This window comes from Paraburkholderia sediminicola, assembly GCF_046026675.1.
GTDB lineage: Bacteria > Pseudomonadota > Gammaproteobacteria > Burkholderiales > Burkholderiaceae > Paraburkholderia > Paraburkholderia sediminicola_F.
Map to the genome: position 1 here is coordinate 2,015,883 of NZ_JAQQEY010000001.1, position 21,897 is coordinate 2,037,779.

23 protein-coding genes are annotated in these 21,897 nt (G+C 63.5%); 17 read left to right on the forward strand and 6 right to left on the reverse strand.

From position 1 onward, the window contains the following. The first annotated feature begins 92 nt into the window (after window positions 1-92). Both PQQ86_RS08750 and PQQ86_RS08755 read left to right on the forward strand, forming a co-directional pair. On the forward strand, window positions 93-2,177 hold the full coding sequence (locus PQQ86_RS08750) for a 3-hydroxyacyl-CoA dehydrogenase NAD-binding domain-containing protein (RefSeq protein ID WP_408265784.1): 2,085 nt from the start codon (window positions 93-95) through the stop codon (window positions 2,175-2,177). A 99-nt stretch (window positions 2,178-2,276) separates the two neighbouring features. Beyond that, window positions 2,277-3,455 carry an acetyl-CoA C-acyltransferase gene (locus PQQ86_RS08755; protein ID WP_408265785.1) on the forward strand — a complete coding sequence of 393 codons (1,179 nt, stop codon included), beginning with the start codon at window positions 2,277-2,279 and terminating at the stop codon, window positions 3,453-3,455. Window positions 3,456-3,622: 167 nt separating this feature from the next. On the opposite strand, the gene PQQ86_RS08760 is transcribed toward PQQ86_RS08755, so the two are convergent. After that, window positions 3,623-4,141 (reverse strand): LEA/WHy family protein, encoded by a 519-nt coding sequence (locus PQQ86_RS08760; protein WP_408265786.1) that lies wholly within the window; start codon window positions 4,139-4,141, stop codon window positions 3,623-3,625. A gap of 70 nt (window positions 4,142-4,211) precedes the next feature. Further along, window positions 4,212-4,595, reverse strand: coding sequence for a hypothetical protein (locus tag PQQ86_RS08765; protein ID WP_408265787.1), 384 nt, complete (start codon window positions 4,593-4,595; stop codon window positions 4,212-4,214). A gap of 178 nt (window positions 4,596-4,773) precedes the next feature. Here PQQ86_RS08765 and PQQ86_RS08770 point away from each other — a divergent pair, with 178 nt between their 5' ends. The 6 genes from PQQ86_RS08770 to PQQ86_RS08795 all read left to right on the forward strand — a co-directional run bounded on the left by PQQ86_RS08770 (window position 4,774) and on the right by PQQ86_RS08795 (window position 10,301). After that, window positions 4,774-6,303 (forward strand): aminotransferase-like domain-containing protein, encoded by a 1,530-nt coding sequence (locus PQQ86_RS08770; RefSeq protein WP_408265788.1) that lies wholly within the window; start codon window positions 4,774-4,776, stop codon window positions 6,301-6,303. Window positions 6,304-6,366: 63 nt separating this feature from the next. Further along, window positions 6,367-6,669, forward strand: a complete 303-nt coding sequence (locus tag PQQ86_RS08775) for a Dabb family protein (RefSeq protein WP_408265789.1) — start codon at window positions 6,367-6,369, stop codon at window positions 6,667-6,669. 8 nt (window positions 6,670-6,677) lie between these two features. Next, a complete protein-coding gene (locus tag PQQ86_RS08780) occupies window positions 6,678-7,163 on the forward strand; it encodes a PaaI family thioesterase (RefSeq protein WP_408193477.1) in 486 nt (161 codons plus the stop codon). 114 nt (window positions 7,164-7,277) lie between these two features. Next, complete coding sequence (locus PQQ86_RS08785; RefSeq protein WP_408265790.1) at window positions 7,278-8,276, forward strand: NADP-dependent oxidoreductase; 999 nt, start codon at window positions 7,278-7,280, stop codon at window positions 8,274-8,276. Between the two features lie 116 nt (window positions 8,277-8,392). Next, window positions 8,393-9,280: an SDR family oxidoreductase gene (locus PQQ86_RS08790; RefSeq protein WP_408265791.1), complete on the forward strand. Its 888-nt coding sequence runs from the start codon at window positions 8,393-8,395 to the stop codon at window positions 9,278-9,280. Window positions 9,281-9,341: 61 nt separating this feature from the next. Further along, entirely contained in the window at window positions 9,342-10,301 is a 960-nt protein-coding gene (locus tag PQQ86_RS08795) for an alpha/beta hydrolase (RefSeq protein WP_408265792.1), read from the forward strand. 42 nt (window positions 10,302-10,343) lie between these two features. Here PQQ86_RS08795 and PQQ86_RS08800 read toward each other — a convergent pair whose 3' ends face one another. The 4 genes from PQQ86_RS08800 to ygfZ all read right to left on the reverse strand — a co-directional run bounded on the left by PQQ86_RS08800 (window position 10,344) and on the right by ygfZ (window position 13,031). After that, window positions 10,344-11,177, reverse strand: a complete 834-nt coding sequence (locus PQQ86_RS08800) for an NRDE family protein (protein WP_408265793.1) — start codon at window positions 11,175-11,177, stop codon at window positions 10,344-10,346. A 24-nt stretch (window positions 11,178-11,201) separates the two neighbouring features. Next, window positions 11,202-11,627: a PIN domain-containing protein gene (locus PQQ86_RS08805; protein WP_408265794.1), complete on the reverse strand. Its 426-nt coding sequence runs from the start codon at window positions 11,625-11,627 to the stop codon at window positions 11,202-11,204. Further along, window positions 11,620-11,847 (reverse strand): AbrB/MazE/SpoVT family DNA-binding domain-containing protein, encoded by a 228-nt coding sequence (locus tag PQQ86_RS08810; protein ID WP_408265795.1) that lies wholly within the window; start codon window positions 11,845-11,847, stop codon window positions 11,620-11,622. The genes PQQ86_RS08805 and PQQ86_RS08810 overlap by 8 nt, the downstream gene beginning before the upstream one ends. Before the next feature lie 86 nt (window positions 11,848-11,933). Beyond that, complete coding sequence (gene ygfZ / locus PQQ86_RS08815) at window positions 11,934-13,031, reverse strand: CAF17-like 4Fe-4S cluster assembly/insertion protein YgfZ (protein ID WP_408265796.1); 1,098 nt, start codon at window positions 13,029-13,031, stop codon at window positions 11,934-11,936. Window positions 13,032-13,109: 78 nt separating this feature from the next. Here ygfZ and mltG point away from each other — a divergent pair, with 78 nt between their 5' ends. The 9 genes from mltG to otsA all read left to right on the forward strand — a co-directional run bounded on the left by mltG (window position 13,110) and on the right by otsA (window position 21,876). Then, window positions 13,110-14,120 carry an endolytic transglycosylase MltG gene (gene mltG, locus PQQ86_RS08820; protein ID WP_408265797.1) on the forward strand — a complete coding sequence of 337 codons (1,011 nt, stop codon included), beginning with the start codon at window positions 13,110-13,112 and terminating at the stop codon, window positions 14,118-14,120. Further along, complete coding sequence (tmk, locus tag PQQ86_RS08825; RefSeq protein WP_175052543.1) at window positions 14,120-14,740, forward strand: dTMP kinase; 621 nt, start codon at window positions 14,120-14,122, stop codon at window positions 14,738-14,740. Before mltG ends, tmk begins: the two co-directional genes overlap by 1 nt. 94 nt (window positions 14,741-14,834) lie before the next feature. After that, window positions 14,835-15,869, forward strand: coding sequence for a DNA polymerase III subunit delta' (locus PQQ86_RS08830; protein ID WP_408265798.1), 1,035 nt, complete (start codon window positions 14,835-14,837; stop codon window positions 15,867-15,869). 107 nt (window positions 15,870-15,976) lie between these two features. Further along, complete coding sequence (locus PQQ86_RS08835) at window positions 15,977-16,495, forward strand: GNAT family N-acetyltransferase (RefSeq protein WP_408265799.1); 519 nt, start codon at window positions 15,977-15,979, stop codon at window positions 16,493-16,495. 68 nt (window positions 16,496-16,563) lie between these two features. Next, window positions 16,564-17,355, forward strand: a complete 792-nt coding sequence (locus PQQ86_RS08840; protein ID WP_408265800.1) for a TatD family hydrolase — start codon at window positions 16,564-16,566, stop codon at window positions 17,353-17,355. A gap of 52 nt (window positions 17,356-17,407) precedes the next feature. Next, the gene (locus PQQ86_RS08845; RefSeq protein WP_408265801.1) at window positions 17,408-18,148 is read left to right on the forward strand and encodes an ankyrin repeat domain-containing protein; all 741 of its coding nucleotides are present in this window, start codon (window positions 17,408-17,410) and stop codon (window positions 18,146-18,148) included. Window positions 18,149-18,362: 214 nt separating this feature from the next. Next, window positions 18,363-18,719: a Rap1a/Tai family immunity protein gene (locus PQQ86_RS08850; RefSeq protein ID WP_054042704.1), complete on the forward strand. Its 357-nt coding sequence runs from the start codon at window positions 18,363-18,365 to the stop codon at window positions 18,717-18,719. Between the two features lie 327 nt (window positions 18,720-19,046). After that, on the forward strand, window positions 19,047-20,270 hold the full coding sequence (locus tag PQQ86_RS08855) for a mechanosensitive ion channel family protein (protein WP_408265802.1): 1,224 nt from the start codon (window positions 19,047-19,049) through the stop codon (window positions 20,268-20,270). 193 nt (window positions 20,271-20,463) lie between these two features. Further along, on the forward strand, window positions 20,464-21,876 hold the full coding sequence (otsA, locus tag PQQ86_RS08860) for an alpha,alpha-trehalose-phosphate synthase (UDP-forming) (protein WP_408265803.1): 1,413 nt from the start codon (window positions 20,464-20,466) through the stop codon (window positions 21,874-21,876). The last annotated feature ends 21 nt before the right edge of the window (window positions 21,877-21,897 follow it).

Below are 21,897 nucleotides of genomic sequence, written 5' to 3' on the forward strand. Positions count from 1 at the left end.
GGGAAATCGGAGCTAAAGTCGGACAATGAGCCGACTCGATCAACCGGACAGGCGGCGCGTCATGCGCCGCCTCATCGCACGGAGGCAGGCAGATGGCAGTGGACTACACAACTCATGACGGCGTGGCCGTCATCACGCTGAACAATCCCCCCGTAAACGGGCTCGGCCTCTCGACTCGAGCCGGCATCGTCGAAGGGATCGAGCGCGCGCAGAACGATCCGGCCATCAAGGCGATCGTGCTGACGGGCGCCGGCAAAGCCTTCTCGGGCGGCGCCGACATCACCGAATTCAATACGCCGAAGGCGACCCAGGAACCGACCCTCCATACGGTTATCAAGGCGGTCGAGGGCAGCGCCAAGCCGGTTATCGCCGCGATTCATAGCGTCGCGATGGGTGGCGGGCTGGAACTGGCGCTCGGCGCGCACTACCGCATCGCCGCACCCGGCGCGCAGATCGCGCTGCCGGAAGTGAAGCTCGGCATTCTGCCGGGCGCGGGCGGCACGCAGCGCCTGCCGCGCGCAATCGGCCTCGAAGCCGCACTCAATATGATCGTCTCCGGTACGCCGGTGCTGTCGGAAAAGCTCGCTGATTCAGGCCTGTTCGACGAAGTCGTGGAAGGTGATCTGACCGAAGCGGCGCTCGCGTTTGCCCGCAAGGTCGGTGCGAAAACGGGCCCGCACCCGAAGGTGCGCGACCGCAAGATCGAGCATCCGAATGCCGCTGGTTTCATCCAGTTCACGCGCAATACGGTCGCGGCGATGGCGAAGAATTTCCCGGCTCCGCTGAAATGTATCGACGCCGTGGAAGCGGGTGTGCAGAACGGTTTTGACAAGGGCCTCGCATTCGAACGCGAATGCTTTATTGCGCTCGTGCAGACGCCGGAGAGCCACGCGTTGCGTCATGCGTTCTTCGGCGAACGCGCCGCGAGCAAGATTCCTGACGTGCCTTCGGACACGCCGGTGCGCGACATCAAGCAGGTGGCCGTGATCGGCGCCGGCACGATGGGCGGCGGCATCGCGATGAACTTCATCAACGCGGGCGTTCCGGTCACGCTGCTGGAAACGAAGCAGGAAGCGCTCGACCGCGGCATCGCCACGATCCGCAAGAACTACGAAGCCACCGTCAAGAAAGGCAAGCTCAAGCCCGAAGCGCTGGAACAGCGCATGGCCTTGATCACGCCGACGCTCTCCTACGACGACCTGAAAAACGCCGACCTGATCGTCGAAGCGGTGTTCGAGGAACTCGGCGTCAAGGAGCAGGTGTTCAAGCGTCTCGACGAGGTGGCGAAACCCGGCGCGATCCTGGCCTCGAACACGTCGACGCTGGATGTCGACAAGATCGCCGCTTTTACGAAGCGTCCGCAGGACGTGGTCGGCATGCACTTTTTCAGCCCGGCCAACGTGATGAAACTGCTCGAAGTGGTGCGCGGCAAGGACACGGCGAAAGACGTGCTCGCCACCGTCATGAAGCTCGCCAGGAAGATCAAGAAGACTGCCGTGGTCTCGGGCGTGTGCGACGGCTTCATCGGCAACCGGATGATCGAACAGTACGTCCGTCAGGCGCTCTTCATGCTCGAAGAAGGCGCATTGCCCGCGCAAGTGGACAAGGCGGTCGAGAAGTTCGGCTTCGCGATGGGCCCGTTCCGCATGAGCGACCTGGCCGGCAACGACATCGGCTGGGCGATCCGCAAGCGCCGCTATCAGGAACATCCTGATATGCACTACTCGAAGATCGCCGATCGTCTGTGCGAGACGGGGCGCTTCGGGCAGAAGACCGGTGGCGGCTGGTACGACTACAAGACGGGTGACCGTACGGCGTATCCGTCGAAAGTGGTCGACGAGATGATCACGTCGTTCTCGAAGGAAGCCAACGCCGAGCGCCGCAAGATCAGTGACGAAGAAATCGTCGAGCGCCTTGTGTTCGCGCTCGTCAACGAAGGCGCGAAGATTCTCGAGGAAGGGATTGCGTCGAAGGCGTCGGATATCGACATGGTCTATCTGACCGGCTACGGCTTCCCGCTCTATCGCGGCGGTCCGATGCTGTACGCGGATACGGTCGGCCTCTACAACGTCGAGCGCGCGATTCGCCGCTATGCGTCGCGCCCGAATGGCGATGCGTGGCAATTGGCGCCGAGCATCGCGGAGTTCGCGGCCAAGGGCCGTGGGTTCAACGGCTGAATCGCCGCCGCTGGGCGAAACAAGCGAAATGAATGAAGTGGGGCGACTGAGCGATCCGCCAGCGCGCCCACCATCACCATCTGGAAGTAGGAGAGATGCATGACTGACGCCGTAATCGTATCGACCGCCCGTACGGGCCTCGCCAAATCATGGCGCGGTGGTTTCAACATGACGCACGGCGCGACGCTCGGCGGGCATGTGACGCAAGCCGCCGTCGAGCGCGCGAAGCTGGACCCGGCGCGCATTGAAGACGTGATCATGGGCTGCGCGAATCCGGAAGGCGCGACGGGCGCCAACATCGCGCGGCAGATCGCACTACGCGCCGGCTTGCCGGTCAGCGTGCCGGGCATGACGGTGAACCGTTTCTGTTCGTCGGGTTTGCAAACCATCGCACTGGCTGCGCAACGCGTGATTGCCGGTGAAGGCGACGTGTTCGTCGCGGGTGGCGTGGAATCGATCTCGTGCGTGCAGAACGAGATGAACCGCCACATGGTGGCCGAAGGCTGGCTCAGCCAGAACAAGCCGGAAATCTACTGGTCGATGTTGCAGACCGCCGAGAACGTCGCGAAGCGCTACTCGATCTCGAAGGAGCGTCAGGACGAATACGGCGTGCGCTCGCAACAGCGCGCCGCGGCCGCACTCGAAGCTGGCAAGTTCAAGGACGAGATCGTGCCGCTGACGGTGCTGGCCGGTGTCGCCGACAAAGCGAGCGGGCGTCTCTTCACGAAGGAAGTCACGGTCAGCGCCGACGAAGGCATTCGTGCCGACACGACGCTTGAAGGCGTGTCTAAGATTCGTACCGCGATGCCGGGCGGCGTGATTACCGCAGGCAATGCGAGCCAGTTCTCGGACGGCGCGTCGGCTTGCGTCGTGATGAACGCGAAAGTCGCGGAGCGCGAAGGTCTGCAACCGCTCGGCATTTTCCGTGGCTTTGCGGTGGCCGGTTGCGAGCCGGACGAGATGGGTATCGGCCCGGTGTTCGCGGTGCCGAAGCTGCTCAAACAGGCGGGTCTGAAAGTCGAGGACATCGACCTGTGGGAACTGAACGAAGCGTTCGCGGTGCAGGTGCTGTATTGCGCTGACAAGCTCGGTATTCCGCAAGACCGTCTGAACGTGAACGGCGGCGCGATTGCGGTGGGCCATCCGTATGGCGTGTCGGGCGCGCGTTTGACCGGCCATGCGCTGATCGAAGGCAAGCGGCGCGGTGCGAAGCTGGTCGTCGTGACGATGTGTATCGGCGGCGGCCAAGGTGCGGCGGGCCTGTTCGAAGTGGTTTGATCAGGCGCGAGAGCGGGCTTGATTAAAAGCGGGTGTCGTGTGGTTCGGTGCGATGTGATGTGCAGGCATTGAATCCACGGCACCCGTTTTTTATGCGTGTGGGTCGGGCTTGTTCGGGTAGCCGGCATGTATCGCCGGCTTCGACTGGCGACGCGGGTGGGGTCGCATCAAGGCAAAGCCATGCCGAGCGCCGGCAGGCTTAACGTACCCTGATCGACGAAGCGTGTCGTGCTCGTCAGGCCGCCCGCGAGCTTGCCGCGCAGGATGTACGGAATCTGTCCCGACTGCGCAGCGCCCGCTTGCACGGCGCCGGCAAAGGCGAACGCCTGGCGAACCGCGGCGAAGGCAGGCACCGTCAGCGGTACGTTGACGACCGTTTCGCCGAAGCGCGGCACGGTGCCGCTCTGATCGCTGACACCGCTGGCGAACGGCTTGCCGTTCAGTTCGAGAGCAAGCGACACGCCGTCGAAGTTGACGGCGGATTCATTGGGATTCTGTACGCGTAGTTTGACGTTAAAGCGCATCTCCAGGCCCTGGCCGTCAACCGGTTCGATGCCGGCCACGCTCACGCGCAAAGGGTCGCCGCCGAACAGGCCGGCGCAGCCGTTGAGCGTCAGCGTGATGACGGCGAGGATCGCGGCCAGACGGGCGCAACGGCGGGACAGCAGTACGCGGAAGAAGGACATGACCGGCACCTCGAAGGAAGCGGCTTGGATCATGCATTGTAGCGGGCCGTTGTGCGGCGGTAGCGACGTTTCAGGTAGCGCGCTGCAGCCGCGTTTTCACGAGGCTCGTCAGCTTGCGTACGGCTTGACTGATGAAAATGAAGTGGTGCCATTCGTGTTCAGCGCGCCATGGCTCGACGACGAACACGGCGGATTTCGCATGCGCTGTGCTGATCGACACGATGCCGCGCTGTGGCGTGACATAGCGTTCGCCTTCATGCAGCGTGACCGACGTGACTGGGACGGTGTCTCCGAGCCACGCGAGAGAATGATCGCGGAGGGCGAGCTGCAGATCGCCTTCGACGGCAACGATCGAGGTTCGGGCACGCAGATCGTGCACGGCCATCTGACCGGTGGCAACGCGCGAAGTGGTGGCATCGTGAGGTAAACCGGTGCGAGGTTGGGTGATGGGCATGACCGATTCCTTTAAACCGTTTTCATGCCATACAGCTTATTGAGTCCGTCCAGGTGAAAACAGGCGCAATAATGGACAATGTGAACCGGTACACGGCCGGGTTTAAACATGCTGTATCGGTTGGAATCACGCCGCTGTGTATCTGTCGCCACGCCCTAACTATCCGCACCATCGGCTCATGAGCACTTCTATCTCTACACCCGACGCACAAGCGGTGACATGCACGGAAGCGCCGCCCGCCGACGGCCGCCCCCCGGATGGCCGGCCCCTTTACCGCCAACTGGCCGACCAATACCGCCGCGCGATCGATAACGGCGTGCTGCGTCCCGGTGACCGCATGCCGTCGATGCGTGCGTTCATGCAGCGGCACGGCGTGAGCCTCGCAACCGCGACCGAGAGCTATCGAACCCTGGAACGCGCCGCGCTGATCGACGCCCGGCCACGTGCCGGTTATTTCGTGCGCGCCCGTCAAACGGCAGCTTTACCCGCGGCGACCGAGCCCGATCTTGCGGTCGTGCCTGGCGCCGCGCAGTTCGTCGGCATCCATTCGGCGATTTCGGCAATCGTGTCGAAATTCCAGCGCTATCCCGACGCGCTGAATCTCGGCGGCGCGACCGCATCGCCCGATCTTTATCCCACTGACGCGTTGCAGAAGGCCGCGCTGCGCGCCTTGCGCCGACGGCCGACCTTGCTGACCGCGGCCGGACCCGATCAGGGCGATCCCGAGTTGCGCGCCATCATCGCGCGTCGTGCGCTCGACGCCGGCATCCAGATCGGCGTGGACGATGTGATCATGACCCACGGCGGCATCGAGGCCGTGAACCTGGCCTTGCGCGCGGTGACGCAGCCGGGAGATACGGTCGCGGTGGAATCGCCGTGCTTCTTCGGCTTGCTGCAGGTGCTCGAAAGCCTCGGCTTGCGCGCGCTCGAAATTCCGGCCAGTCCGACCACCGGCATTGCCATCGAAGCGCTGGCGTTCGCGCTGCAAACGCATCCCGACATCAAGGCGGTCGTGGTCGTGCCGAATCTGCAGAACCCGCTCGGCAGCGTGATGCCCGACACGCACAAGGCACAGCTCGTCGAACTGTGCGCGCGAGCCGGCATTCCCCTCATCGAAGACGATCCCTATCGGGAACTCGCCGACACCGCACAGCCGCCCAGATCGTTGAAGGCCTGGGACACCGACGGCACGGTGATCCATTGCACGTCGTTCAACAAGACACTTGCACCCGGCATGCGGGTCGGCTGGATCAACGGTGGACGCTGGCATCCGCGCATCGGCATGCTGAAGTTCGCGCAGTCGCGCCATAACGAGCAGTTGTCGCAAGTCGTGCTCGCCGAATTTCTGGAAACGAGCGCGTATGAACGGCATCTGCGGCGTTTGCGCGATCGTCTGCGGATTCAGCGCGAACGGATGGCCGCAGCGATCGCCGCATCGTTTCCCGACGGCACGCGTTTCACGCCGCCGGGCGGGGGCATGTTTTTCTGGATCGAACTGCCGCGCGACGTGTCATCGGCTGGTTTTTTCGATGCGGCTTTGGACGAAGGCATTCGCGTGATGCCGGGCACGGTGTTTTCGAACGCTGGGCGCTTCGATCATTTCATTCGCCTGAGTTGCCCGAGTACGGATCTCGACCAGGCCGATGACGCGGTGCGCAGGTTAGGGCGTCTGGCGGCACGGAGGGGGGCGCATGCGCGAACGCCGTAGCGGTTATGATTTCCCATTGCGCAAAATCCTCGCCCAACGAATTGAATCGAAGAAGGTGATCCTGTGATCCGTCATATTGTGATGTGGAAACTCAAAGAACACGCCGAAGGTGCCTCGCGTGCGGAAAATGTCCTGAAGCTGAAGGAAAAACTCGAAGGCTGCCGCGACATTGTTCCGGGCATGCTCAAGCTCGAAGTGGGCATCGCGGCACCGGGCCTCGAATCGACCTACGACATCGTGCTGGTGTCGGACTTCACCGACAAAGCCGCGCTCGACGCCTATCAGGTCCATCCGACGCACACGGCGCTGAAGGGCTTCGTGAGTGCGGTGCGCGAATCGCGTGAATGTGTCGACTACGAAATCTGAAATCCGCAATGACCGACTCACCCTCATCTAAAGCGAGCAGCGCGACGCTGCCCGAAAGCCCGTTCGTCGACCGGCTCGGCGCGCAGTTGTTGTCGGCGGCGGACGGCGCCAGCGAAGTCGTATTGCCGCTGCAACCCGATCACATGAATACATGGGATGTCGCGCATGGCGGCGTGACCATGACGCTCGCCGACGTCGCGCTCGCGATGGCCGCGCGCAGTCTGGCCGGCGACGGCGTCGGCGTGGTCACCGTCGAGATGAAGGTCAACTTCATGCAGCCGGGCCGCGGCGAATTGCGCGCCACCGGCCGCGTGCTGCACCGCTCGACCACCATGGCCTATTGCGAAGGTGAGATCCGCGACAGCGAAGGCCACTTCGTCGCCAAAGCGCTCGGCACCTTCAAATATATGCGGCGCCTCGCCGTGGGCCGCGACGTGACGCAACAGCGCCTGCGCAGCGATCCCTCGGCAAAACCCGGTCCAAGCGACGGCTAATCACCGGATGGACAGCGTGTGTGTCGAGCGCCGCGCGCGCTGACTTCTCTTTTGCAGACGCTGTTGGTTCGAACTATTCGCCGATCACATCGGTAACTCATGGAGACGATCGTCATGCCCCAGATCAACCGTCAACTCGTGCTGGCTTCGCGTCCGCAAGGCGCTGTTACGCCCGATAACTTCAAGCTCGTCGAAACGCCGCTGGCGCCGCTTGCCGATGGCGAATTCCGCGTGCGCAATCACTTCCTGTCGCTTGACCCGTACATGCGCGGCCGGATGAACGACAGCAAGTCGTACTCCGCGCCGCAGCCGCTGAACGAAGTGATGATCGGCGGCACGGTGGGCGAAGTGGTGGAGTCGAAGAATCCGAAGTTCGCGGTCGGCGATAAGGTCGTCGCGATGTTCGGCTGGCAGGAGTACGGCACCTCGAATGGTGCCGGCGTGCAGAAGGTCGACGATACGCATGTACCGTTGTCGGCGTATCTCGGCCCGGTCGGCATGCCGGGCGTGACGGCCTGGTATGGTCTGAACAGGATCATCGCGCCGAAAACGGGTGAGACGGTGGTGGTCAGTGCGGCGAGCGGAGCCGTTGGCAGCGTAGTCGGGCAACTGGCGAAACTGGCCGGCGCGCGCGCGGTCGGTATCGCGGGCGGCGCGGATAAGTGCCGCTATGTGGTCGAGACCCTCGGCTTTGACGCCTGCGTCGACTACAAGGCCGGCAATCTGTATCAGGAACTCAAAGCCGTGACGCCGGACGGCGTCGATGGCTACTTCGAGAACGTCGGCGGGGAAGTACTCGACGTGACGCTCGCGCGCATGAATGCGTTCGGCCGCATCGCGTTGTGCGGGTTTATCGCGGGCTACGACGGCCAGCCGATGCCGCTCAAGCATCCGTCGCTGATGCTCACGCAACGGTTGCTGGTGCAGGGCTTCATCGTCAGCGAGCATATGGACGTGTGGCCCGAAGCGCTCAAGCAGCTCGGCACGCTGGTCGCGCAGAAGAAGCTGCAGTATCGCGAGACCATCGCGCAAGGGCTCGATGCGGCGCCCGAGGCGTTCATCGGTCTGCTGAAAGGCAAGAACTTCGGCAAGCAGCTCGTCAAGCTGATCTGAGCGCGGCGGCTGTCGAGCCGCGCATGCGGGAGATGTCGATAGGGCCCGGCCGATAAACGTATCGGTTGACGGTTCCCAGCCGATAATGCCCGACTGTTAAACCCAGGAGAGGAAGGATGTTCGAATTCGAAGGCAAGGTGGCGGTGATCACCGGAGCGGCAAGCGGTTTTGGCCGGGCGTTCGCGGAGAAGGGCGCATCGCTCGGCATGAAGCTCGTGCTGGCCGATGTGAATCCCGAGGCGCTCTCGCAAACCGTCGACGCATTGCGCGTCGGCGGCGCCGAGGCAATCGGCGTGCCGACGGACGTGTCCGACGCCGCCCAGGTCGAAGCGCTCGCGCAAGCGGCGCTCGACGCCTTCGGCAAAGTCCATCTCCTCTTTAACAACGCGGGCGTAGGCTCGGGCGGCTTCCTCTGGGAAAGCTCGGCGAATGACTGGGCGTGGGTGTTCAACGTCAACGTGATGGGCGTCGCGCACGGTGTGCGCGCCTTCACGCCGGTCATGCTGCGGCAGAACGAACCCGCGCATATCGTCAACACGGCGTCGGTGGCGGGCTTGTTGTCGCCGCCCGCGATGGGCATCTACAACGCCTCGAAGCATGCCGTCGTGTCGTTGACGGAGACGCTTTATCACGATCTGCAGTTGGCGCAAGCCGGGCATGCGGAGGGCGGCACAGTCGGCTGTTCATTGTTGTGTCCGGCCTTCGTGCCGACCGGCATCGCCGACGCTGAACGCGCGCGGCCCGCGGAATTGCGCAACGACAGCGGGCCGACCCGCTCGCAGATCGCCGCCGGCAAGCAACTGCAACGCGCGGTGCAATCGGGCAAGCTGACGGCGGCCGACGTCGCCGACATCACGTTTGAAGCGATCGCAGCACGCCGTTTCTACATCGTCACGCATCCGGGCATCATGGCGACGGTGAAGCTGCGTCACGAGGACATCGAGCAGTTGCGCAACCCGACTGATCCGATGTCGTTGAAGCCCGAAGTGAAGAACGCGAGCTAGGCGCTGTTTACCCATTTTTTTCCTCACTAACCTCCGCCGCCCACGCGCCACCCGACGCCCAATGCCGCTGAACCCGAAAATCGAGCAGGTGCTCGACATGATCGCGCGCGCGAAGCGCCCGCAACTTCACGAGTTGACTCCGCAGCAGGCGCGCGCGTCCTACGAGAAAAGCGCGCCGATTCTGGAGATCGCGAGTGCGCCCATGTTCGCCATCGAAGACCTGCGCGTGCCGACACGCGACGGCGCGACGATTCGCGCGCGTCTTTATCAACCTGTCGAGCCGAGTTGGGCCGAGCCTTCGCCGGCGCTGGTGTACTACCACGGCGGCGGCTTCACGGTCGGCAGTGTCGATACGCACGACGCGTTGTGCCGGATGTTCGCGCGCGATGGCAAGTGCACGGTGCAGTCGGTCGATTACCGGCTTGCGCCCGAGTACAAATTCCCCACCGCCGTCGAAGACGCATTCGATGCGTTGACCTGGCTGCACGCCCATGCCGCGGAATACGGCATCGATGCGGAGCGGCTGGCCGTGGGCGGCGATAGCGCGGGTGGCACGCTGGCGACGGTGTGCGCGGTCCTGGCGCGCGACGCGGGCATCAAGCTCGCGCTGCAATTGCTGATCTATCCGGGCGCCACGGGCTATCAGCAAACCGATTCGCACTCGCGCCTCGCCGACGGCTTCCTGCTGTCAGGCGAGACGATTCAATGGTTCTTCGAGCAATACGTGCGCGACAAGAACGATCGCGACGACTGGCGCTTTGCGCCGCTAGACGGCACGCGTGGTGCGCCGGATTTCAGCGGCCTTGCACCGGCATGGATCGCGACCGCCGAATACGATCCTCTAAGCGACGAAGGCGATGCGTATGCGGAGAAACTGCGCGCAGTGGGCAATCCGGTCACGCTGAAACGCTATCCCGGCATGATTCACGAGTTCTTCAAGATGGGTGGCTTCGTGCCCGACGTTGCGCAGGCACATGCGGATGCCGCCGCGGCTTTGCGAGCGGCGTTCGGTGTGGAGTAGTCTCGCCCTGTGTAAAGCGGCCAGGCGGTCGTCAACCGCGCCTCAGGCGATCTCGCGCTCGACGTTGAACGCGAAGCTGCGCTCGAAGTCGCCGGGTCGCACGATCCGGTGCGAGCCGTTGTCGTCGCTGCGTTCGGCGGCCGCTACGCTGATCACCTCACCATGCGCGACCACGCGCACCGCGGTCGTGCCGCGCGTACCGTATTCCGGCGTTTCGATAAAAGCCGCCGAGAGCGCCCGTTCGCGTTCGAGCGGGATGCCGGTGGAAGGCAATTCGTCGTTGCGCGCAAGGCGAGGATCACGCATCAGATCGATCAACCGTTCGAGCGGCGGCATCGCATCGCGCGCGAGCATGGCGCCCAGTTCCGCGCGCTTTTTAGCCAGCTTCGGCCAGGCGGTATCGAGCACCGCGTTCGAGATGCCGTGCGTGCCGGACTCGAGCAGCGTGGGGGCGGTGTTCGACCGGTTGCAGTACCAGCCGAGTTCGCGGCGCGTCCAGTCGCCGACGAGCAGATTGAAGCCGTTGTAGATGTCGCCGGTTTGCGCGACGTGTTGCAGATAGTCGAGCGGCGTTTCGTGCTGGCCGTTGTCCGAGCCACTGAGCCAGTCGCTGACAAGCGTGCCGCGGGTCGGCGCGTCGGCACGCATCTCATGCGGCGCGCGGTAATTGGTCAGCGCGGCGAAGCGGCCATCGCGCGACATGCCGAGCCACGTACCGCCGCCCATCAGATCGCGCCCGGCCAACACGGTCGGCGCGTCATGCCACCAGCTGATCGGCTCGGCGGTGCGGCGGAAGAATTCGTCGCGATTCGCGGCGAGCGTGAAGAGCGGTCCGTCGACCGCATCGGGTCGCCAGTCGAAGACAATCAGGCACATCGGGTGGAGTCTCCCGGGAGCTAGTTAGAGTGCCGGCACCGACTGGACCGCGAATGGATTGCGGATCTTTACCTGCCGCTCGATCACCAGGCCGTCCTGCATATCTTCGGAGTAGAGCGTCTCGCATCCGGCAACCAGCGCCGCGGCCACGATCATCGCATCGTATACGCTCAGGCCGTAACGTTCGGCAACCAGCCTGCCGCGCTCATGGATTTCAACCGTCAAAGGGTCCGTAGGGCATAGCGAGCGGATGAGAGTGAGCACCTCGTTGATATCCGGCCAGGACATACCAAGCTTGCGCCGCGCTACGTTCGCTACCTCGTTGAGCACCTGTACGCTGATACGCCCTCCGGCGCGGATCGTCGCTTCAGCCCGGTCGGCTTTTGCAGCATCCGCCGATAGCAGGTAAAGCAATACGTTGCTGTCGATAAATGCCTTCACTTCACTCATTCGCATCGTTCCGATCGAATGTGAAGTCGGCAGGCAGCTTGCCGCGGAAATCGCGCAGACGCGCGAGGAACTCTTCGCGGCCAGGTTTCTTCTTCAACTCGAAAATGCGAGCGCTAGCGACTACCACCTCAATATCGTCGCCTTCGTGCAATTCGAGCGCGTCGACCACCGCAGCAGGTAGCCGAATCGCAAGACTATTACCCCACTTGGAGACCACCATGACACCCTCTTAGCGATTGATATACGTGAGTGAAAGTATATCAATTTCTAAGCTTAAGATGATGCCTTTGTGAAGCCGCGGCGTGTTTAAACCTCAGTCGGCAACCCGTACGGCAACGCCAGGAACGTCAGCACCGGACCCTCCGCCGCGCCCAGATGCACCGTGCCGCCTTCGAGCGCCGCCAGCTTGATCTCCACCAGCACATCGATGCCACCCTCCGGCGCCGATGCCGCGTTCACCACCATGCCGCACGGCTGGCCCGGATCGGCCGAGTGGAACAGTTCGGCGCCGGCCTTGACCGTCTCCAGTTCGCCCGCTACGTTCGCGAGCGAGGTGCGCCGCTTGATCGTGCCGCGATACTGGCTGCGCGCCACCACTTCCTGACCCGGATAGCAGCCTTTGCGGAAATTGACCGCGCCGAGCACGTCGAAGTTGACCATCTGCGGCACGAACTGCTCGACCACCGGTTGCGTGATGCGCGGCTCGCCCGCGCGAATGTCGAGCCAATCCCATACCGCCGGCGATACGCGCTTGAGCTTTTCGTCAAGCAAGGGCAGGCGGGCCTCGACCGCGGCCTTCGGGCCGACCCACAGATAGCGCAGCCGGCCGAGCGCGTCCGGAACGCGAATCAGTGACCCCGCCGTGCCGTCCACCTGGACATGCACGCCGTCGGGCAACGCATCGAACACGCTGGAAAGCGCTTTGCGCACGTCGCCCGCGAGGCCCACGACGGCCAGTTCGCCGCTCGCGTCAACCAGCTTGGCCTTGGCGCGCAGAACGAACATGGACAGCCGTTTCTGCACGGCGGCCTGCACGTCCTTCGACACCAGCAGACGGATCGTTTCGCCAGTGCGCCACGTCAGGAACGACGCCAGCAGTCGGCCCTTGGCCGAGCAATAGCCCGCAAGGCGCGCATTGGCGGCGTCGAGATGCTGGGTATCGTTGGTCAACTGGCCGTGCAGGAAGCTGGCCGCTTCGTCACCGGTCGCGTCGATCACGCCGAACTGCGTCAGCGGCATGTAGGCGCCTTGACCGATGACAGCCTCGAATTCGTCAGCAGCGGGGCGCGGCAAGACAGGAAGTCCGACGGGTGCGGATGCCTGTGCCGTGGCGGCGGTACCCGTGTGAGCAGCTGCGGGCGCAACTGAAGGCGTGCCTGAAGCGGTAGCGAGCGGTGTGTTCATGGATTCCGGGAACAGTCAATTCTGACTTTAGCTAAGGCAAACAAGTATTATATGAGGTCCAACCCAGCCACGTTTCGCATGTCCCTTCTGAAGAAATGTTTCGTCGCCGGCTCAATCGTCATTGTGCTGGCCGCAGCCGCAATCGCAGGCGGATATCACTGGGCCACCAGCCCACTCGATTTGACCCCCGCGCAACTCGATGTCACCGTCAAGCCGCACAGCAGCTTGCGCAGCGTCACGCTGCAGCTCAACCGCGGCGGCGTGCCGGTCGAGCCTGAGCTGTTTGTCATCATGACGCGGCTGCTTGGTCTGCAAAGCGATCTGAAATCGGGCAACTACGAGTTCAAGACGGGCATCACGCCGTACGAAGTGCTGCAAAAAATCGCCCGCGGCGACGTCAACGAATACGTGGCGACCATCATCGAAGGGTGGACCTTCAAGCGCATGCGCGCCGAGCTGGACGCCAATCCGGCGCTCAAGCACGATACGGCCGGCATGAGCGACACCGATCTGATGAACGCGATCAACGCGCCGGAAGCGTCGATCGGCAACGGCGAGGGGCTGTTTTTCCCGGACACCTATCTGTTCGACAAGAACACCAGCGATCTGGACATCTATCGCCGCGCGTATCGGCTGATGCGGCTGCGTCTGGACGAAGCGTGGATCGCGCGCGCGCCGAACCTGCCGTACAAGACTCCGTATGATGCGTTGACGATGGCGTCGATCATCGAAAAGGAAACCGGCAAGAAATCGGATCGGCCGATGGTGGCGGCCGTGTTCGCGAACCGTCTGCGCGTGGGCATGCCGCTGCAAACCGACCCGACCGTGATCTACGGCATGGGCGACAGCTACGCCGGCCGCATCAGGAAGAAAGACCTGCAGACCGACACTCCCTACAATACCTACACCCGGATGGGGCTTCCGCCAACGCCCATCTCGCTGCCCGGTGTCGCATCGCTGCAGGCGGCGATGAACCCGGCGCAATCCACCGCGCTGTATTTCGTTTCGCGCGGCGACGGCAGCAGTATCTTTTCTGACACCCTCGGCGATCACAACAAGGCCGTGGACAAATATATTCGAGGGCAATGATGGCGCGGGGCAAATTCATAACGTTTGAGGGCATCGACGGTGCCGGCAAGACCACCCATCTGGGCTGGTTTCGCGAACGCCTCGAAGAGAAAGTCGCAAGCACCGGCCGCTCGGTCGTGATGACGCGCGAGCCGGGCGGCACGCCGCTTGGCGAACAGATCCGCGAAATCGTGCTGCATCAGAAGATGGACCTCGAAACCGAGGCATTGCTGATGTTCGCGCTGCGCCGCCAGCATCTGGCCGAGGTGATCGAGCCGGCGCTTGCGCGTGGCGACTGGGTGCTGTCCGACCGCTTCACGGACGCGACCTTCGCCTACCAGGGCGGCGGCCGCGGCCTGCCGCGCGACAAGCTGGAGACGCTGGAGCGCTGGGTGCAGGGTGGTTTTCAGCCGGACCTGACGGTGCTGTTCGACCTGACGCCAGAGGTGGCCAGCGAACGGCGCAGTGCCGCGCGCGATCCGGATCGGTTCGAGAGCGAGTCGGAGGCATTTTTCAACCGCACCCGTGCCGAATATCTGCGCCGCGCGGAAGAAGCACCGTACCGGTTCGCTATCATTGACTCTTCGCAGACCATTGCGCGAATTCAGAAGCAGCTTGAAGAGTTGATCACAGTTCTTTGATTTTAAAAGAATATAATCCTCAGTTATGATGGCTGACGAAGTTCGTGTTATGTCTCATAAAATGTCGTCAACCGATTGATTTAAAAGAGAAGCGATGATTTATCCGTGGCAAGCCGATGACTGGAATCGCCTGCAGCAGTTGCGTGGGCACTGGCCGCATGCCTTGCTGCTGCATGGCCTGGCGGGGATCGGCAAGCTGCGCTTCGCGCAGCACCTCGCACAAGGGCTTTTGTGCGAGGCCCAGCAGGCCAACGGCGAGCCATGCGGCACCTGCGTCGCCTGCAACTGGTTCACGCAGGGAAATCATCCTGACTATCGGATCATCGTGCCCGAAGCGCTGGCCGCCGAAGCCGGACTCGCCAGCACTGCGGACGAGAAAGCCGAGAAGGCCGACGGCGACGAAGGCAAGAAGACGCGCGCGCCCAGCAAGGAGATCAAGATCGAGCAGATTCGTGGCTTGCTCGATTTCGTCGGCGTCGGGTCGCACCGCGGCGGGGCGCGCGTGGTCGTGCTGTATCCCGCCGAGGGGCTGAACATCGCCGCGGCCAACGCGCTCCTGAAAACGCTCGAAGAACCACCGGCGGGCGTAGTGTTTTTGATGGTGTCGGCGCGCGTCGACCGCCTGCTGCCCACCATCATCAGCCGCTGCCGCCAATGGCCGATGACGATGCCCGCGCCGGAAGTCGCCACGAAGTGGCTCGCCGCGCAAGGCGTCGCCGAAGCGCCCGCGCTGCTGGCCGAAGCCGGTGGCGCGCCGCTCACGGCCCTCGCTCTCGCGAGTGACGAGAACCGCACGTTGCGCGACTGGACCCTGAAACAGTTGGCCGCCGGCGCCGATTGCGACGCCTTCGCCTGCGGCGAGGCGCTGCAGAAGCTGCCGGTACCGCTCGTGCTCGGCTGGCTGCAGCGCTGGTTGTACGATTTGCTGGCGCAGCGCACAGCCGGCGCGCCGCGTTATTTTCCGCAGGCGTCCACGGCATTGTCGCGCTGTGCGTCGCAAGCCGATGCCAGCGCGTTCGCGCGCTTCATGCGCACTGTGACGCGCCAGCGCGCTGTCGAGAACCATCCGCTGAACGCGCGGCTGGTGTTCGAAGAATTGTTTATCGGCTACCGCGAGCTGTTCGCGTAAATCAACTTTGATGGCCGACGGTGTGTGCAAGGCTGGCGTGCCTTAACCCGCCGCGCTGAACCATGCATCCGTCCGCTGATTCGTCTTCCATCTCACGTCAAAGCACCATGAGTCTTTCCTACCGCGACGCCACGCTCGACGATCTGCCCGCGATCGTTGCCATCTACAACTCGACCGTGCCGTCGCGGCAAGTCACCGCCGATCTTGAGCCGGTGAGCGTCGAAAGCCGTCTGGCGTGGTTTCATGCGCATGGGCCGCACAAGCGTCCGCTGTGGGTGGTGGAAGATCCGCAGCAGTCCGGCCGCGTGATCGCGTGGTTGAGCTTCTCGGATTTCTACGGCCGCCCGGCCTATCAACGCACCGCCGAAGTCAGCATCTATCTGGACGAAAGCGCGCGGGGCAAGGGTCTCGGCAAGCAACTGCTGGCAGCCTCGCTGGAAATGGCGCCGACGCTCGGCATCGACACCGTGCTGGGCTTTATCTTTGGCCACAATGACGCGAGTCTGCGTCTGTTCCGCGGCTTCGGTTTCGACACGTGGGGGTCGCTGCCGCGCGTTGCGGTGCTGGACGGCGTGGAGCGCGATCTGGTGATTCTCGGCAAGCGGCTCGACCCGGCCGCGGCCTGATTTACAGCCCGATTCGCGGCCACGATTTACAGCCTGATTCACACCCAGCTACTTAGCAGGACATCATCATGTTTGTCGATTCGCACTGCCATATCAACTTCGAAGGACTCGCCGACCGCCTGCCGCAGGTACTCGAGAACATGCGCAGCCATTCGGTCACGCATGCGCTGTGCGTATCGGTCGACCTGGAGACGCTACCGTCCGTGCTGGAGATCGCCAACCAGTACGAGAACGTGTATGCGTCGGTTGGGGTGCATCCGGATCACGAGGACATGCGCGAGCCGAGTCTCGCCGAACTGATTGAGCTGGCCGAACATCCGAAGGTGGTCGCGATCGGCGAGACCGGCCTCGACTACTACCGTCTGGAAGGCCGCACCATCGCCGATATGGAATGGCAGCGCGAGCGCTTTCGCACCCATATCCGCGCGGCGCACGCCACGAAGAAACCGCTGATCATCCACACCCGGTCGTCGGCGGAAGACACGCTGCGCATCATGGCCGAGGAGCGCGCGAGCGAGCCGGGCGGCGTGATGCATTGCTTCACCGAGCCGTGGGCGGTTGCCGAGCAGGCGTTGGCACAGAATTTTTACATTTCGCTGTCGGGCATCGTCACGTTCAAGAGTGCGACCGACGTGCAGGACGTCGCGCGCCGCGTGCCGCTCGAGCGTCTCTTGATCGAAACCGACTCGCCGTACCTCGCGCCCGTGCCGTATCGCGGCAAGCCTAATGAACCTGCGTACGTAAGTTATGTCGGACGCTTCATCGCGCAGCAGCGCGAGATGCCGGATACGGTGCTGGCCGCCGCGACGACACAAAACTTCTTCCGGCTCTTCAAGATTCCTGCGCCGGCTGGTATGTGATCGATAAAGCCAATAAATATCAAATGGATAGGGAAGTTTCCTAAAGTAAAACATGACAAATTATTCGACTTTGACGGCAGTGATTCAAGAGACTTCAGCAGCGCAAACTGCCCTCGGTTCGGCGCGCCGCAGCGCGTCGCGCCTCGCGCTGGCCGCCACGCTCGCCTGCGCCGCGCTGAGCTCGCTGGTCGCGGCGCCCGTTCAGGCCGCGCCGATCGACTCGCTCATCAAGTCGGTGAAGTTCGACGACGTCGACGGCGTCAACAAGCTGCTCGCCAAAGGCATGGACCCGAACAGCGTCGACAACCAGGGGATCCCGCTGCTGGTGATCGCCGCGCGCGAGAAGTCGGACAAGGTGGGCGCCGCGCTGCTTGCCAATCCGAAGACCAACATCGAGATCCAGGACAAGGCCGGCGAGAACGCGATGATGATGGCCGCGCTGGGCGGCGACCTCGACTTCGTCAACCTGCTGATCGCGAAGGACGCGGAAGTCAACAAGAAGGGCTGGGCGCCGCTGCACTACGCGGCTGCGAACGGGCACGACGATATCGTCAAGGTACTGCTCGACCATTCGGCCTACGTCGACGCCGGCTCGCCGAACGGCACCACGCCGCTGATGATGGCCGCGCGCGGCGGTCATGTGTCGACGGTGAAGCTCCTGCTCGATAACGGCGCGGACCTCACGGTGAAGAACCAGATCGGCCTGACCGCGCTCGATTTCGCGAAGACCTACAAGGAACCGGACGTGGTCGAAGGCCTCACCGCGCGCCTGCAGCAGATGCAACAGAAGTGAGCTGCAAGAAAAGCCGGAGGATCGGTCGCCGGGGCGCCAACTGCACGGACACCGGCCGCCGGTTCCCTGGACAAAAAATTTGCCTGAAGATAGCACCTGTTGGCATGCCTGCCGCTTCGCAAAACAGTGCAGAATGACGACTTGGCGCGTTGCGAGGCGCGCCGGTTCGATGCGGCGCAAGACCGCCTGATAAACGACCCTGGAAAGGAACACCATGCTGCGGGCTTTGATTTTCGCCAGCGCGCTTGCCGTACCGCTATCGGCAGCCGCGTTTACGGGAGGCGACCTCAACAAGCTGTGCACGAAAACCGATGTGGCATCGCGTAGTGCGTGTGCCGCGTATATCGAGGGGGCTGCCGACGGCATCTTCAATACGATCGACGCGATCGGCGGCACCACGGGGCCGCGCGTCGGCCAGTACTACTGCCTGCCGCCGGACGCGCGCTCGGCGCAACTCACCGACGCAGTACGCAAATACATCGCCGAGAATCCGATCGTCGCGGGCTATAACGCCAGCACGGCGATCTCCCTCGGGCTCGGCAAGGCATTTCCTTGCAAGAGCGGTAGCTGATCGCGTAGATGATTTCGGCTCAAACCCGGCCGCATTCAGAATGCCGCCGGCTTGAGCACCTTTTCCTGGTCCGGGCGGACGAACGCCTAAGATGTCTACAGGCATGCCGCGCCGGAAGCATTGAACCCTGGCCGGCGCGCCGCTGTTTCAGCGCTCGTCAGCGTCATCAGCGGGGCGTGGCATTCGCGCTCATGCCCGCTCCCTCGGCACTTCACCGCCTGTTCGGCCGATGGCCCTGCGCGCATAGCGCCCGCCCCATGCAATGCCACCGTCGCGTTTCGGGCTGGCGATCCCGTTCACCTTCGAACCAAGAGGAACACGCCCTCCATGCCAACTCCCGACGACCTCAGCCGTATCGCCGAAGCCCCGCTGCATACGTGGCTCGGCGCGTTGATCGTCTCGGTCATCGCGACGGTGCTGGCCCTGGGCATCCATCGAGTCGGCGCACGCATCGTCACGCGGATCGCGCGGCCGTATCCGCTCACCAGCGTCGTGCTGCGCTATATCGACAAGCCGTCGCTCTTCGTTCTCGTGATCCTGATGCTGGAGGCGGTGTGGTGGGAAGCGCCTGACACGCTCACCTTCATCACGCCGCTGCGCGACGCCGCCGCGATTGCGCTGATCGGCGCAATCACCTGGCTCTCGGTGCGTTCGGCGGCGGCGATCGGCGAGGCGATCATCCAGGCGCATCCGCTCGATACCGCCGACAATCTGCAGGCGCGCCGCATCCATACTCAGGCGCGCGTGCTGGCGCGCTCGGTGATGCTGGTGATCGTGATCGTCGGCGTGGGTGGCGCGCTGATGACGTTCCCGAACGTACGGCAGATCGGCGCGAGCCTGCTGGCGTCGGCGGGCGTGGCGGGTCTGGTCGCCGGTATTGCCGCGCGGCCGGTGCTCGGCAATCTGATCGCCGGTTTGCAGATCGCGCTCTCGCAGCCGATCCGGCTCGACGATGTCGTCGTGATTCAGGGCGAGTGGGGGCGTATCGAGGAAATCACCGGCACGTATGTCTCGGTGCGCTTGTGGGACCAGCGCAGGCTGATCGTGCCACTGCAATGGTTCATCGAAAACCCGTTCGCCAACTGGACGCGCAGCAGTTCGCAGATCATCGGCACGGTGTTTCTATACGTCGATTACCGGATGCCGCTTGCGCCGTTGCGCGAAGAGCTCGCGCGCATCGTCGAAGCCGCGCCCGAATGGGACCGCCGCGTTCAGGTGCTGCAGGTCACCGACGGCACCGAGCGCGCGATGCAGTTGCGCGCGCTGGTCAGCTCACTCGATTCCGGTCTGAACTGGGACCTGCGTTGCCGCGTGCGCGAGGGGCTGCTCGGCTTCGTCCAGAAACACTATCCGCAGTATTTGCCGCGGGCGCGCGCCGACGTGTCGGCCGAACTCGAAACTGGCAAGGACGAACCGCCCGACTGGGTGCCGCGCAGCACGCAGACGCCCGCCGGCAGCACCGCCGCGCATACCGAGGCCGATCCCGTGGCAAGCCGCGCCGGTCGTCATCAGACGGGCGATCCGTTGCAGCAGGTGAAGGAAAAGGTGTAGCGCCGCATGCAGCGCAGATGAGTGCAACTGATCGGACACCCAGACGGTCGAACCGTCCATCTGACTCACGAACCTGGCACGGTATCGCGTGCTTTTCAGCCGCTTGACGTCATCGAAGCGTTGCAGCGCTCGAGGCGTCACACGCTCCTGAAGCGTGAACGCCGCGCCGTGCGAACCAAGGAGGACTAACAACATGGGCCGACTGATCGTCGTGTCGAATCGTGTCGCAACGCCAACAGAAACCAAAGGGTCGGCGGGCGGCCTCGCGGTCGGCGTGTTCGGCGCGCTGAAGGACGCGGGCGGGGTGTGGTTCGGCTGGAGCGGCGACGTGGTGAGCGAGACCGTCGCTAACGCCGGTCCGACGCTGGAGCAGGACGGCGCGGTGACCTTCGCGACCGTCGGGCTCACGCGCAAGGATTACGACCAGTATTACCGCGGTTTCTCGAACGCGACGCTGTGGCCCGTGTTCCACTACCGCAACGACCTTGCACGCTACGAGCGCGACGAGTATGCCGGCTACCGCCGCGTCAACGCATGGCTTGCGCACAAGCTGATCAAGCTGCTGGAACCCGACGATGTGATCTGGATTCATGACTACCATCTGATCCCGTTCGCCGAAGCGCTGCGCTCCGAGGGCATCACGAACCGCATTGGTTTCTTCCTGCACATTCCGTTTCCTGCGCCGCAGATTCTGCTCAACATTCCGCCCCACGAAGAGCTGGTGAAATCGCTCTCGTGCTACGACCTGCTGGGTTTCCAGACCGCCACCGATGAACTCGCTTTCCACGACTACGTGACGCGCCACGCGCGCGGCACCGTCAGCGGAGGCAATCAGGTCGAAGCCTTCGGCCGCAAGCTGCGCACGGGCGTCTATCGGATCGGCGTGTTCCCCGATGAAATCGCCGAACAGGCGCAGCGCTACGAAAGCCGCCAGCACGTGCTCGACCTGAAGCAGAGTCTGGAGGGCCGCAAGCTGATCATGAGCGTCGACCGGCTCGATTATTCGAAGGGACTCGTTGAACGTTTTCGCGCCTTCGAGCAACTGCTGGAACGCTCGCCCGAATGGCGCGGCAACGTCACCCTGGTGCAGATCGCGCCGCCGACCCGTTCGGACGTCGCCACCTATCAGAAGATCCGCCAGGATCTCGAATACGAAGCAGGGCGCATCAACGGCCGGTATTCGGGCCTCGATTACACGCCAATCCGCTATCTGAATCAGCAGTACGACCGCTGGAAACTGATGTCGCTGTTTCGTGAGTCGCAGATCGGCTTTGTCACGCCGTTGCATGACGGCATGAATCTGGTCGCGAAGGAATATGTCGCCGCGCAGAATCCGGACGATCCAGGGGTGCTGGTGCTGTCGATTTTCGCCGGTGCGGCGGCGGAGTTGACCGGCGCGCTGCTGGTCAATCCGCACGATGCAATCGGCATGTGCGAGGCCTTGCAGCGCGCGCTGCAAATGCCGCTCGATGCACGCCAGCGGCGTCACGAGATCAATATGGCGGCGCTGCGCAAGAATGATCTCGGCGTGTGGCGCGATACCTTCCTGAACGATTTGCGCAGTGTGCCCGTGCAGACGCCGGGCAAGGGCGGTGGGCATAAGTGATGGTACGTTTGAACAGAATCG

What these genes read in the sequence shown, in the direction of transcription:
- PQQ86_RS08750 (WP_408265784.1), top strand. Translation starts at nt 93, where the DNA reads ATGGCAGTGGACTACACAACTCATGACGGCGTGGCCGTCATCACGCTG.
- PQQ86_RS08755 (WP_408265785.1), top strand. Translation starts at nt 2,277, where the DNA reads ATGACTGACGCCGTAATCGTATCGACCGCCCGTACGGGCCTCGCCAAA.
- PQQ86_RS08760 (WP_408265786.1), bottom strand. Translation starts at nt 4,141, where the DNA reads ATGTCCTTCTTCCGCGTACTGCTGTCCCGCCGTTGCGCCCGTCTGGCC.
- PQQ86_RS08765 (WP_408265787.1), bottom strand. Translation starts at nt 4,595, where the DNA reads ATGCCCATCACCCAACCTCGCACCGGTTTACCTCACGATGCCACCACT.
- PQQ86_RS08770 (WP_408265788.1), top strand. Translation starts at nt 4,774, where the DNA reads ATGAGCACTTCTATCTCTACACCCGACGCACAAGCGGTGACATGCACG.
- PQQ86_RS08780 (WP_408193477.1), top strand. Translation starts at nt 6,678, where the DNA reads ATGACCGACTCACCCTCATCTAAAGCGAGCAGCGCGACGCTGCCCGAA.
- PQQ86_RS08785 (WP_408265790.1), top strand. Translation starts at nt 7,278, where the DNA reads ATGCCCCAGATCAACCGTCAACTCGTGCTGGCTTCGCGTCCGCAAGGC.
- PQQ86_RS08790 (WP_408265791.1), top strand. Translation starts at nt 8,393, where the DNA reads ATGTTCGAATTCGAAGGCAAGGTGGCGGTGATCACCGGAGCGGCAAGC.
- PQQ86_RS08795 (WP_408265792.1), top strand. Translation starts at nt 9,342, where the DNA reads ATGCCGCTGAACCCGAAAATCGAGCAGGTGCTCGACATGATCGCGCGC.
- PQQ86_RS08800 (WP_408265793.1), bottom strand. Translation starts at nt 11,177, where the DNA reads ATGTGCCTGATTGTCTTCGACTGGCGACCCGATGCGGTCGACGGACCG.
- PQQ86_RS08805 (WP_408265794.1), bottom strand. Translation starts at nt 11,627, where the DNA reads ATGAGTGAAGTGAAGGCATTTATCGACAGCAACGTATTGCTTTACCTG.
- PQQ86_RS08810 (WP_408265795.1), bottom strand. Translation starts at nt 11,847, where the DNA reads ATGGTGGTCTCCAAGTGGGGTAATAGTCTTGCGATTCGGCTACCTGCT.
- ygfZ (WP_408265796.1), bottom strand. Translation starts at nt 13,031, where the DNA reads ATGAACACACCGCTCGCTACCGCTTCAGGCACGCCTTCAGTTGCGCCC.
- mltG (WP_408265797.1), top strand. Translation starts at nt 13,110, where the DNA reads ATGTCCCTTCTGAAGAAATGTTTCGTCGCCGGCTCAATCGTCATTGTG.
- tmk (WP_175052543.1), top strand. Translation starts at nt 14,120, where the DNA reads ATGGCGCGGGGCAAATTCATAACGTTTGAGGGCATCGACGGTGCCGGC.
- PQQ86_RS08830 (WP_408265798.1), top strand. Translation starts at nt 14,835, where the DNA reads ATGATTTATCCGTGGCAAGCCGATGACTGGAATCGCCTGCAGCAGTTG.
- PQQ86_RS08835 (WP_408265799.1), top strand. Translation starts at nt 15,977, where the DNA reads ATGAGTCTTTCCTACCGCGACGCCACGCTCGACGATCTGCCCGCGATC.
- PQQ86_RS08840 (WP_408265800.1), top strand. Translation starts at nt 16,564, where the DNA reads ATGTTTGTCGATTCGCACTGCCATATCAACTTCGAAGGACTCGCCGAC.
- PQQ86_RS08845 (WP_408265801.1), top strand. Translation starts at nt 17,408, where the DNA reads ATGACAAATTATTCGACTTTGACGGCAGTGATTCAAGAGACTTCAGCA.
- PQQ86_RS08850 (WP_054042704.1), top strand. Translation starts at nt 18,363, where the DNA reads ATGCTGCGGGCTTTGATTTTCGCCAGCGCGCTTGCCGTACCGCTATCG.
- PQQ86_RS08855 (WP_408265802.1), top strand. Translation starts at nt 19,047, where the DNA reads ATGCCAACTCCCGACGACCTCAGCCGTATCGCCGAAGCCCCGCTGCAT.
- otsA (WP_408265803.1), top strand. Translation starts at nt 20,464, where the DNA reads ATGGGCCGACTGATCGTCGTGTCGAATCGTGTCGCAACGCCAACAGAA.